The organism is Patulibacter medicamentivorans (assembly GCF_000240225.1).
Taxonomy (GTDB): domain Bacteria; phylum Actinomycetota; class Thermoleophilia; order Solirubrobacterales; family Solirubrobacteraceae; genus Patulibacter; species Patulibacter medicamentivorans.
Window position 1 is genome coordinate 1 of record NZ_AGUD01000141.1, and the last position, 10,620, is coordinate 10,620.

Sequence of the window (10,620 nt, forward strand, 5' to 3'; positions counted from 1 at the left end):
GGCCTCCCGCAGGGTCGTGACGCCGCGGACGGCGAGTCCCGGGACCAGCGCCGCCTCGTCGGCCTGGCCGCTGGGCAGGACGACCGCGTGGAGCCCGGCCGCGCGGGCGCCCTCGGCGACCACGAGCGCGCCGCGGCCGGGCCGGATCGCCCCGCCGAGCGACAGCTCGCCGACCACCGCGACGCCGTCGAGGTCGCGGACCGGCACCTGGCCGCTGGCCGCGAGCAGCCCGATCGCGATCGGCAGGTCGAAGCCCGGGCCGCCCTTCGGCAGGCTCGCGGGCGCCAGGTTGACGGTGATCCGTCGCTGCGGCAGCTCGTAGCCCTGGTTCCCGAGCGCCGCCCGTACCCGCTCGCGAGCCTCGCGCACCGCCAGGTCGCCGAGACCGACGATCGTGAACGACGGCAGGCCGGGGCGGACGTCGACCTCGACGGCCACCGGCCGCGGCTCGAGGCCGTCGATCGTGAACGTCTGGACGCGAGCGAGCATGCCGCCACCGTAGGCCGCGGGCCCGTGCCGGATCTGGGGGTCGTTCGTGCCGATTCCGTGCCGATCGCGCACGCGCTTCGTGCCGTCCGCGGGGCGTCGCGAAGTCGCGCGTGGATCGGCACGGAACCGGCACGTTCGGCCACCCACGCGGCACGCGCCGGCGCCTAGCGTCGTGGTCGTGCCCGACTCCTCCCCCGGCCCCTCCGCCGACCGACCCGTCGACCATCGCCCCGCGCTCGGGGCGCTCGGGGAGCGGCTGGCGCGCGAGCACCTCGAGCGCCTCGGCTACGCGACGATCGAGACCCGCGCCCGCACCCGCTGGGGCGAGATCGACCTGATCGCCCACGACGGCCGGACGCTGGTCTTCTGCGAGGTCAAGGCCCGCCGGGCCACCGGCTCGGCGTCGCCGTGGACGTCGCTGCACTGGCGCAAGCAGCACCAGGTTCGCCGGCTGGCCGCCGCCTGGCTGGCGGAGCGCCGCCAGCGACCGCCCGCGATCGACATCCGGTTCGACGCGATCGGCGTGCTGATCGATCGCCGCGGCCGGCTCGTGCGCCTCGACCACCTGGAGGGCGCCTTCTGACCGCCGAGCCCCCACGGGCCGCCCTCACGCCGGAAGCGTCCCCGCTCGGGCGCCGTCGCGGCTGGGCCCTCAGTCAGCGGCGATCGACGCCGGGCCGGCGGCCGGCCACGGACCCTCGGCCGGCGGAGCCGCGGTCGCGGACCCGGTGGCAGGCGTGACCAGGGTCGTGGTCGTGGTCGTGGTCGCGCCGCTCCCGGCGGCGACCGGCCGGCCGTTCTCGTCGCGCGGGATCTCGATCCCGGCGGCGGCGTAGGCGACCGAGCGGAACGAGCGCCGGTGCAGGGCCGAGATCCCGTGGCGGTTGATCGCGTCCCGGTGGGCGGGCGTGGCGTAGCCCATGTGGACGTCGAAGCCCCAGTGCGGATGCTGCTCGGCCGCGCGCCGCATGAAGCGGTCGCGCGTGACCTTGGCGACGATCGACGCCGCGGCGATCGCGGCGCTGCGGCCGTCGCCGCCGACGATCGCCCGCTGCGGATGGCCGTTGTCGGGAACCCGGAAGCCGTCGATCAGGCAGAGGGTGCCGGGCCGCGCGACGCGGCCGGCGGCCGTCGAGAGCGCCTCGAGGTTGGTCACGTGCAGGCCGCGGGCATCGAGTCCCTCGACGCTGCGGGTCACGACCGCCACCCGAACCGCGATCCGCAGCACGACCGCCAGCAGGCGCTCGCGCTCCTCCGGCGTGTGGCGCTTGGAGTCGTCCAGCGCCCCCAGCGCCCGGACCTCGCGCGGACCGATCCGATCGAGGTCCAGCAGCACGCCGCCCGCGACGAGCGGGCCGGCCAGACAACCACGACCGGCCTCGTCGGCGCCCGCGACCAGGCGGGTGCCGAGGCGTCGATCGTGCTCGACGAGCTTGCGGCCGCGACTCACAGCCCCACACTCTGCCGGTCGACGCGGACGGCCGTCGGGCTCCTCCGATCCGCCGGCCCGAACGCTCGCGACCGGGGCTGCGCCCGGCGCTCACGGCGCCGGGACCCCCTGGGCCTACAGGCCGCCGATCTTGCCGGGCGGCCAGTAGGTGGCGAACGCCTCGCCGACGATCCAGTCGCGCGGGACCGGGCCCCAGTAGCGGCTGTCGTTGGACTCGCCGCGGTTGTCGCCCATCATGTAGTAGCTGCCCTTGGGGACGGTGATCGTCTTGGGCAGCTGGCAGGCGGTCCCGGTGCCCTCGCCGTCGCAGGTCGAGCTGATGAACGGCTCGCGGGTCGCCTTGCCGTTGCGGATCACGCGACCGTTGCGGATCGCGATCGTGTCGCCGGGAGCCCCGACGACCCGCTTGATGTAGTTCTCGTCGCCCCACTCGCCGCCGATGCTCTGCGGGCACGGCTCGCCGGACTCGATGTTGCCGCGGACGCCGCAGAGGCCCTCGGAGTCGCTCGACCCCCGGTAGCCGGACTTGCTCGGCTCGGCGCCCTTCGGCGGGTGGAAGACCAGGACGTCGCCGACCTTCGGATCGCTGCCCAGGCGGGTCGAGATCCGGTTGACCAGGACGCGCTGGCCCTCGGTCAGCGTCGGGATCATCGATCCGCTGGGGATCTGGTACGGCTTGACGATGAAGGCCTGGATCCCGAGCGCCAGCAGCAGCGCGATGGCCACCAGGCCGACGAGCTCGACGATCGGGTTGATCCGGCGCTTCTTCTTGCTGCTGGTCACGCGGTCACCGGCGCGCGCCGCGACCTGCGGACGCGCGTCCTGTTCGAGGGTCTCGCCGCCCGTGCCGCCCACCGGGCCGGCAGGAGTCTGGTCGGCCACGGCGGTTCGAGGCGGTTAGGCCTGGGCGGGAGCGTCGTCGCCGGAGGCGTCCGACTCGGCCGCCGGAGCCTCGTCGGCGACGGCCTCGGGCGCCTCGGCGACCGGAGCCTCGTCGACGACCGGGGCCTCGACGGCCTCCTCGACCACGGCCTCGGCGGCCGGGGCCTCGTCGACCGGGGGCTCCTCGGCGACCGGCGCCGCGGCGACCACGTCGGCCTCGGGGGCGACGTAGCGCTTCTCGCGGACGCGGGCGGCCTTGCCGACGCGACCACGCAGGTAGTAGAGCTTCGCGCGCCGCACGTCGCCGCGGGCGGCGACGTCGATCTTCTCGATCTTCGGCGAGCTCAGCGGGAACGTGCGCTCGACACCGACGCCGAAGGACTGCTTGCGGACGGTGAACGTCTCGCGAGCACCGTGGCCCTGGCGCTTGATGACGATGCCCTCGAAGACCTGCGTACGACGGCGGGTGCCCTCGATCACCTGGAAGTGGACCCGAACCCGGTCGCCGGGCTGGAAATCAGGCTGGGAGCGGAGCTGGCTACGCTCGAGCTTCTCGATCACGGTCGTCATCGGCGAGGGCCCGGAAGGTCGGGGAGCGCAACTGAGCGCGCGGACCGGGCAAGATGCACCACCTTAGCGGAGGACCGCCTCGGCGCGCGGTGCCCCTCGCCGCTCCGTGGATCAGCCCGGCTGCTGGCCCGGCGCGGAGTCGTCGTCGCGCTCCAGGCGCGAGCCCTCGTCGCCGCGCTCGTGGCTGCGGGCGCGGCGCCAGCTGCGGATCTCGGCGTGGTGCCCGGAGAGCAGCACGTCGGGCACCTTCCAGCCGCGGTACTCCGCCGGCCGGGTGTAGTGCGGGTACTCCGGATCGCCGTCGAGCGCGGCGCTGAAGCTCTCCTCGACCGCGGAGTGCTCGTGCCCGAGGGCGCCCGGCAGCTTGCGCAGGACGGCGTCGGCGACGACCATCGCCGCCAGCTCGCCGCCCGCCAGCACGTAGCGGCCGACCGAGAGCGTGTCCGAGCAGAAGTGCTGGACGATCCGCTCGTCGAAGCCCTCGTAGCGGCCGCAGAGCAGGGTGATGCCCTCCTCCTCGGCCGCCAGCTCGTCGACGAAGCGGTCGTCGAGCACGCGCCCACCCGGGGTCAGCGCGATCACGCGCCGGTTCCGGCGCAGCTCGACCGGGTCCTGGCCGTAGATCGTCGACAGCGCCCGGTCCATCACGTCGACCCGCAGCACCATCCCGGCGCCGCCGCCGAACGGCGTGTCGTCGACCTGGCGGCCGGAGAGCTCGGTGTGGTCGCGCGGGTTGAAGGTCCGCAGCTCGTGGCCGGCCTCGAGCGCGTTGCGCACGTGGCGCTGCTCGCGGAACCAGCCGAACCACTCGGGGAAGAGCGTCAGGACGTCGAGCTGCACCGGTTCACCCCACCTCGGCGACCGGCGAGGCGCCGGGCTCGTCCTCGCCGAGGAAGGCCAGGTCGACCACCGCCACGCGGCCGCCGACGTCCAGGTCGGGGACCGCGTCGTGGATCAGCGGCACCAGCAGCTCGCCGCCGTCGGGGCGACGGACCTCGAGCACGTCGCAGGAGGGCAGGTCGCGGACGGCGACCACCTCGCCGACGCTCGCCCCAGCACGCGACCGAACGGCGATCCCGACCAGGTCCTCGGGCCAGTACTCGTCCTCGGGCAGCTCGGGCAGCTGCGCGCGCGGGACGTAGATCTCGGCCCCGCGAACGGCATCCAGCGTCGACCGGTCGCCGATCCCGGCGACCCGCAGCAGCGGCTTCGTCGCCGTGCCGGTGCGCCGCTCGACCTGGCGCAGGACGCCGGCGATCGTGACCTCGTCGGCGCCGTCCAGCAGCCGCGCGCGAGGGCGGGTGACGTAGAAGCTGCCGTCGAGCCCGTGGGCGCGACCGACGCGACCGGCGGTGACCATCCCCTCGGGCGCCGCCTCGGCGGCGTCCGGCGACGCGGCGTCGGGAGGCGGATCCGCGACCGGCGGCTGCGCGGCCGCGGACGACCGCGGGCCGTCCGCCGGCCCGGGCGTGGCGTGGGCGGCCACGCTCAGTCTTCGTCGTCGTCGACGATGTCGACGAGGACGCGCTGGTCCTGATGGGCGGCGGCGACCTTGACCACGGTCCGCAGCGCGAACGCCGTGCGACCACCGCGGCCGATCACCTTGCCGTAGTCGCCCTCGGCGACCCGCAGCTCGAGGACGACGGTGCCGTCCTCGTCCTCCTCGATCCGCTCGACCGCGACCGCGTCCGGATCGTCGACGATCGCACGGGTCAGATCGGCCAGGAGCTCGTCGATCACGGCAGGCTCCCGACCAGGCGACGGAATCAGGCCGCGCTGGTGGCGGGCGACGACGAGTCCGCGGGCGCCTGCGCCGCGCGGCCGTGGATGCGGATGAGCTTCTTGACCGCGTCCGAGGGCTGAGCGCCGACGCTGAGCCAGTGCTGCACGCGCTCCTCGTCGAGGACGATCGTCGACGGCTCGGTCTGGGCGTTGTAGCGACCGATGGTCTCGATCACGCGACCGTCGCGCTTGTTGCGGGAATCGGTGGCGACGATGCGCCAGACCGGGTTCTTCTTGCCCCCCACGCGGGTGAGCCTCAATGCGACAGCCACGAATGCCCTTCAGTTCTTCTAACGGAGAGGCGCACGCGAACGGGAACGCCCGGCGCCAAGACAGGGGACCTTAGCGAACAAGCGACGGCCGATGCGTCTCGGTGCACCGGCGTCAGCCGCGACGCGCCGGTCGACGTGGCCGCCGCTCCGGGTCGTCGCCGCCGCGTCCGGCTAGCGCTTGCGGCGCCGCGCGGCGCGGCTGGCCCCGCGCACGCCGGCGGCGTTGCCACCGCCGCCACCGCCGGGCAGCCCACCCGGGCCGCCGGCCTGGCCCATCAGGCCGGCCATGTCGCGCATCCCGCCCTTGGTCATCTGCTTCATGACCTTGCGCATCTGCTGGAAGTTCTTCACCAGCTGGTTGACCTGCTGGACGCTGGTCCCCGAGCCCTTGGCGATCCGCAGCCGTCGCGAGCCCTTGATCAGCTCGGGGCTGCGGCGCTCCTTGACGGTCATCGAGAGGATGATGGCCTCGACCCGGTCCATCTCGCGGTCGTCGATGTTGGCGCCGTCGAGCTGGGCGCCGACGCCGGGGAGCATCCCGAGGACCTTCGACAGCGGCCCCATCCGGCGGATCATCTTCATCTGCTTGAGGAAGTCCTCGAGCGTGAACTCGTTGCGCCGGAACTTGCGCTCGAGGTCCTTGGCGTCCTTCTCGTCGAACTGCCGCTGGGCGCTCTCGACCAGCGACAGGACGTCGCCCATGCCGAGGATCCGCTGGGCCATCCGGTCGGGATGGAAGACCTGGAAGTCGCCGAGCTTCTCGCCGGTCGAGGCGAACAGGATCGGCTTGCCGGTGACCGCCTTGACCGACAGCGCCGCGCCGCCGCGGGCGTCGCCGTCGAGCTTCGACATCACGACCCCGTCGAAGCCGGCGGCGGCGGAGAACTGCTCGGCGACGTTGACCGCGTCCTGGCCGGTCATCGCGTCGACCGTCAGCAGCACCGTCTGCGGGCGAACCGCGTCGCGGATCGCGACCAGCTCGGCCATCAGCTCGGCGTCGACATGCAGGCGGCCGGCGGTGTCGACGATCAGGACGTCCTTGCCGTCCTGCTTGGCCTGGTCGAGCGCCCAGCGCGCGACGTCGACGGCCGGCAGCTCGGTGCCGCGGTCGTAGACCGTGGCGCCCGCCTGCTCGCCGACCAGCCGCAGCTGCTCGACGGCGGCCGGGCGCTGGACGTCGCAGGCGGCGAGCGCGACGGAGGAGCCCTTCTCCTCCTTGAGGTGCTTCGCCAGCTTGGCGACCGCGGTCGTCTTGCCGGAGCCCTGGAGGCCCGACATCAGGATCACCGTCGGCGGGCGCGGCGAGAACTCCAGCTCGATCGACTCGCCGCCGAGCAGGCTGACGAGCTCCTCGTGGACGATCCCGACGACCTGCTGGCCGGGGTTCAGCTGGCCGAGGACGTCGGCGCCGAGGCACCGCTCCTTGACCGTGTTCGTGAACGACTTGACGACCTTGAAGTTGACGTCCGCCTCGAGCAGCGCGAGACGGATCTCGCGCATCGCGGCGTTGACGTCGGACTCGGTGAGCGTGCCGCGCTGGCGGACGTCGTCGAGCGTGGCCTGGAGCTTCTCGGAGAGGGCGTCGAACACGGGAGCCGTCAGTGTCGCACGGCGCGGTCGTCGTCGGCCGCGTGGCGGGCGGCCGTCCGACGGTCGGGTCGCGCTCAGCCGCCGGCGCTCGGCCCTCCGGCCCCGTCGTCGTCCCACTCCTCCGCCGGATCGTCCCCCGCCGCCTCGTCCTGCAGCTCCTCCTCGACCGCCGCCCGCTCGCCGGAGGCCTCGCGGGCCAGCCGCCGTAGGCGCCGCAGGTCGACGGCCATCATCCGCGAGAGCTCGGTCGCGATCCCGCGCTGGGCGATCCGCAGGCTCAGCGGCAGGTCGAGGCCGATCCGCATCGTGACCAGCGAGCCGCCGTCGTCGGTCGCGGCCAGCTCCAGGAGGACGCGGCCGGTGACCGCGCGCCAGCCGACCGCGACCTCGACCAGGTCGGGGACGATCGCCCGCAGGACGTGGACGTCCAGCACCAGCGAGACGCCGCCGTGGCGGACCCGCGGGCGGAAGTGCAGGAACCCGCGCGGCCGGACCTCGCGGACCTGGACCAACCAGCCGTCGATCGTCCCCGGCTCGACGGTCAGCGGGAACGCCGCCGCCGGCGGCAGCGGCAGCTCGATGCTGCGCTGGATCCAGTGCATCGGACGGGGCGACGACCGGAGGCGGCGATCGCGGCGACGAGCCCGGTGGTCCGGCGCGAACGGGCGTCCGCGCCAGGCCGGGTCGCGTCGACGGGTCGCCGGGCGAGGGCTAGGAGGCGGGCCCGCTGGTCGGCGGCTTGTCGCCCGGGTTGAGGACGCCGCCGATGCCCGACAGCGCCTTGGTGAACTCGGACGGGATCACCCAGACCTTGTTCGCCTCGCCCTTGGCCAGCTCCGGCAGCATCTGCAGGTACTGGTAGCTGAGCAGCTCCTGATCCGGCCGGCCCTCGTGGATCGCGCGGAAGACGGTGTCGATCGCCTTCGCCTCGCCCTCGGCCCGCAGGATCGCCGAGGTCTTGGCGCCCTCGGCCTTCAGCACGGCGGACTGCTTCTCGCCCTCGGCGGTCAGGATCTGGCTCTGCTTGTAGCCCTCGGCGGTGAGGATCGCGGCGCGGCGGTCGCGCTCGGCCCGCATCTGCTTCTCCATCGCCTCCTGGATCGAGCCGGGCGGATCGATCGCCTTCAGCTCGACGCGGCCGACGCGGATCCCCCACTTGCCGGTCGCCTCGTCGAGGACCGTGCGCAGCTGGTTGTTGATCTCGTCGCGCGAGGTCAGCGTCTGCTCGAGCGTCAGGCCGCCGATCACGTTGCGCAGCGTCGTCACCGTCAGCTGCTCGATCGCCTGCATCGGATTGGCGACCTCGTAGGTCGACGCCTTCGGGTCCGTGACCTGGAAGTAGAGGACGGTGTCGATGCCGACCGAGACGTTGTCCTCGGTGATCACCGCGTTCGGCGGGAAGCTGACGACCTGCTCGCGCAGGTCCAGCAGCGGCAGCAGCCGGTCGATGAACGGCACCGTGATCCGCAGCCCCGGCTCGAGCGTCCGCTGGTAGCGGCCGAGGCGCTCCACCACGCCCGCTCGTGCCTGGGGGATGATCCGGACCGTCTTGGCCGCCAGCAGCAGGGCGAACAGGACGAGGACGGCGAGGATGGCGATGACCACGGGGGACTCCTGGAGGTTCAGCGTCGGGTTGCCGGCCGCCGCGTCGGTCGCGCGGGCTCGGCGGCCCGGAGACTAGTCGCTCGTGCGGCGCCCGTCAGCCGGTCCGGCCCAAGCGGCCGCGCGCCACGAGGGCCGGATCCGGCTCAGTCCGAGACGATCGCGGTCGCGCCGCGGATCTCCAGCACCGTCACCGTGTGGCCGGCGGGGATCTCGGCCAGGTCCTCGGCGCGGGCGGTCCAGACCTCGCCCTCGAGCCGGATCCGGCCGAGGCCCTCGGGCCCGGTCAGCGGCTCGAGCACGAGCGCGGTCCGTCCGACCAGCGCCGCGGTGCCGGTCTTGGTCGTCGACGGCTGGCGCAGGTGGCGGCGGGCGATCGGCCGGAAGAGCAGCATGCAGACGGCGGTCACGACCGCGAAGACCGCGACCTGCGGGGCCAGGTCTCCCCCGGCGCCCGCGACGACCGTGGCGCCGAGCGCCCCGGCCGCGAACGGCGCCAGGAACAGCGACAGCGTCAGCGACTCGGCGACGCCGAAGCCGACGGCGATCAGCAACCAGATGATCCAGTCGTCCATCGCCACGAAGCGTAGTCGTGCGGGCGGCGCGGCGGGAGCGGCATCGCGCCACGCCCCTCCCGCCGGCCGCGCCGGACCCGGTCGCCGCGCGGGCGGCCGGGCCGCCGGCCACGGCGGCGCGGGCTAGGGGCTGACGGTGCCGCCGACCGCGGCCGTCGTCGTGTCGAGCGCCGCCCGGGCCTCGTCGTCGAGCCGCAGGGCGGCGGCGGCCAGGTTCTCGTCGTAGCGCGCCGGCCGCGTGGTCCCCGGGATCGGGATCACCTGCTCGCCCTGGGCCAGGACCCAGGCGAGCGCGACCTGGGCGGGCGTCGCCTCCAGCCGCCGCGCCTGCTCGGCCACCACCTGCACCGCCTGGCGGTTCTGTTCCCACGCCTCGCCCTGGAACCGCGGCAGCAGCGACCGGAAGTCGTCCTGCCCGAGCGCGGCCACGTCGACGGCGCCGGTCAGGACGCCGCGACCGAGCGGCGAGTACGGCAGGAACGAGGCGCCGTGCTCGGCGGTCCAGGCCAGCACGCCGTCCTCGAGCGGCTCGCGGCTCCAGAGCGAGAGCTCCGACTGGATCGAGGCGACCGGATGGATCGCGTGGGCCCGCTCGGCCTCCTGGACCGTGACCTCGGACAGGCCCAGCTGGCGGACGAGGCCGCGCGCGACCAGCTCGGCCATCGCGCCCCAGGTCTCCTCGATCGGCACCGCCGGGTCGACGCGATGCAGCTGGTACAGATCGATCACGTCGGTCCCGAGCCGCCGCAGCGACGCCTCGGCCGCGTCCGCGATCCGCTCCGGCCGCGCGTCGCGGGCGATCCCGAGCGGCAGCTCCGCGCTCGGCGGGACGGACACCAGCCCGACCTTGGTGGCCAGGACGACCTCGTCCCGGCGCCCGGTCAGGGCGCGGCCGACCAGCTGCTCGTTGGCGGTGGCCCCGTAGAGCTCGGCGGTGTCGATCAGCGGCCGGGTGCCGGCGGCCGCCGCGCGCTCGATCGCACGGTGGATGGTCGCGATCGAGCGCGGCTCGTCGTCGTCGGTCTCGTAGGCGCGGGTCATGCCCATGCAGCCGAGCCCGACCGCGGCCACGAGCGGGCCGTCCTGGCCGATCCGACGCCGGGGGACGCTGTCGTTGGAGGTCATGGAGACCACGGTAGGAGCGGCCGGCCCCGGCCGCCAACGCCCGTTGGCGATGAGGTCAGAGGCGTTGGCGATAGCCCTCGCCCGGCGTCGGTCAGGCCGCGGCGACCGACCCGCGCCGGCGCGCCAGGTCGCGGAGGATCGCGCCCATGTCGGCGGCCGCGCGGGTCGGCCGCGGCGCCAGCAGCGCCACGATCCGCCGCGGCGCGACCGAGTCGAGCCGCTCGACGTGGACGCCGCCGTCGCCGGTCAGGCTCTCGGGCAGGACCGCGACCGCCGCCCCGGC

At 74.3% G+C, this 10,620-nt stretch carries 15 protein-coding genes; 1 reads left to right on the plus strand and 14 read right to left on the minus strand.

Going from position 1 to position 10,620, the window contains the following annotated elements; genetic code table 11:
- The coding region (locus PAI11_RS10320) for a magnesium chelatase domain-containing protein (RefSeq protein ID WP_280109760.1) at positions 1-489 on the minus strand (489 nt) is incomplete at its 3' end.
- A 178-nt stretch (positions 490-667) separates the two neighbouring features.
- On the opposite strand from PAI11_RS10320, the gene PAI11_RS10325 reads away from it, so the two are divergent.
- A complete protein-coding gene (locus PAI11_RS10325) occupies positions 668-1,072 on the plus strand; it encodes a YraN family protein (protein ID WP_007574022.1) in 405 nt (134 codons plus the stop codon).
- Between the two features lie 69 nt (positions 1,073-1,141).
- On the opposite strand, the gene PAI11_RS10330 is transcribed toward PAI11_RS10325, so the two are convergent.
- The 13 genes from PAI11_RS10330 to PAI11_RS27045 all read right to left on the minus strand — a co-directional run.
- The gene (locus tag PAI11_RS10330) at positions 1,142-1,939 is read right to left on the minus strand and encodes a ribonuclease HII (protein ID WP_007574024.1); all 798 of its coding nucleotides are present in this window, start codon (positions 1,937-1,939) and stop codon (positions 1,142-1,144) included.
- Between the two features lie 114 nt (positions 1,940-2,053).
- A complete protein-coding gene (lepB, locus tag PAI11_RS10335) occupies positions 2,054-2,722 on the minus strand; it encodes a signal peptidase I (protein ID WP_211656579.1) in 669 nt (222 codons plus the stop codon).
- A 114-nt stretch (positions 2,723-2,836) separates the two neighbouring features.
- Positions 2,837-3,391, minus strand: a complete 555-nt coding sequence (rplS, locus tag PAI11_RS28475; protein ID WP_007574028.1) for a 50S ribosomal protein L19 — start codon at positions 3,389-3,391, stop codon at positions 2,837-2,839.
- A 111-nt stretch (positions 3,392-3,502) separates the two neighbouring features.
- A complete protein-coding gene (gene trmD / locus PAI11_RS10345) occupies positions 3,503-4,231 on the minus strand; it encodes a tRNA (guanosine(37)-N1)-methyltransferase TrmD (protein WP_007574030.1) in 729 nt (242 codons plus the stop codon).
- A 4-nt stretch (positions 4,232-4,235) separates the two neighbouring features.
- A complete protein-coding gene (gene rimM / locus PAI11_RS10350) occupies positions 4,236-4,877 on the minus strand; it encodes a ribosome maturation factor RimM (RefSeq protein WP_007574032.1) in 642 nt (213 codons plus the stop codon).
- Positions 4,878-4,879: 2 nt separating this feature from the next.
- Positions 4,880-5,131 (minus strand): KH domain-containing protein, encoded by a 252-nt coding sequence (locus PAI11_RS10355; protein WP_007574034.1) that lies wholly within the window; start codon positions 5,129-5,131, stop codon positions 4,880-4,882.
- Positions 5,132-5,157: 26 nt separating this feature from the next.
- Positions 5,158-5,445: a 30S ribosomal protein S16 gene (gene rpsP, locus PAI11_RS10360; RefSeq protein WP_050897199.1), complete on the minus strand. Its 288-nt coding sequence runs from the start codon at positions 5,443-5,445 to the stop codon at positions 5,158-5,160.
- Positions 5,446-5,616: 171 nt separating this feature from the next.
- Positions 5,617-7,035: a signal recognition particle protein gene (ffh, locus tag PAI11_RS10365; RefSeq protein ID WP_138974216.1), complete on the minus strand. Its 1,419-nt coding sequence runs from the start codon at positions 7,033-7,035 to the stop codon at positions 5,617-5,619.
- 74 nt (positions 7,036-7,109) lie between these two features.
- Positions 7,110-7,637: an SRPBCC family protein gene (locus PAI11_RS10370; RefSeq protein WP_007574040.1), complete on the minus strand. Its 528-nt coding sequence runs from the start codon at positions 7,635-7,637 to the stop codon at positions 7,110-7,112.
- Positions 7,638-7,746: 109 nt separating this feature from the next.
- Positions 7,747-8,640 (minus strand): SPFH domain-containing protein, encoded by an 894-nt coding sequence (locus tag PAI11_RS10375; RefSeq protein ID WP_007574041.1) that lies wholly within the window; start codon positions 8,638-8,640, stop codon positions 7,747-7,749.
- Between the two features lie 143 nt (positions 8,641-8,783).
- Positions 8,784-9,212: an NfeD family protein gene (locus PAI11_RS10380; RefSeq protein WP_040599748.1), complete on the minus strand. Its 429-nt coding sequence runs from the start codon at positions 9,210-9,212 to the stop codon at positions 8,784-8,786.
- Between the two features lie 123 nt (positions 9,213-9,335).
- Entirely contained in the window at positions 9,336-10,337 is a 1,002-nt protein-coding gene (locus PAI11_RS10385) for an aldo/keto reductase (protein ID WP_007574048.1), read from the minus strand.
- A gap of 91 nt (positions 10,338-10,428) precedes the next feature.
- Positions 10,429-10,620 (minus strand): hypothetical protein (locus PAI11_RS27045; protein WP_040599750.1); only part of this gene is annotated, 192 nt, incomplete at its 5' end.

Excerpts from the sequence above, each read along its gene's own strand:
- PAI11_RS10380 (WP_040599748.1), bottom strand. The coding sequence starts at position 9,212 with ATGGACGACTGGATCATCTGGTTGCTGATCGCCGTCGGCTTCGGCGTC.
- PAI11_RS10370 (WP_007574040.1), bottom strand. The coding sequence starts at position 7,637 with ATGCACTGGATCCAGCGCAGCATCGAGCTGCCGCTGCCGCCGGCGGCG.
- PAI11_RS10385 (WP_007574048.1), bottom strand. The coding sequence starts at position 10,337 with ATGACCTCCAACGACAGCGTCCCCCGGCGTCGGATCGGCCAGGACGGC.
- rplS (WP_007574028.1), bottom strand. The coding sequence starts at position 3,391 with ATGACGACCGTGATCGAGAAGCTCGAGCGTAGCCAGCTCCGCTCCCAG.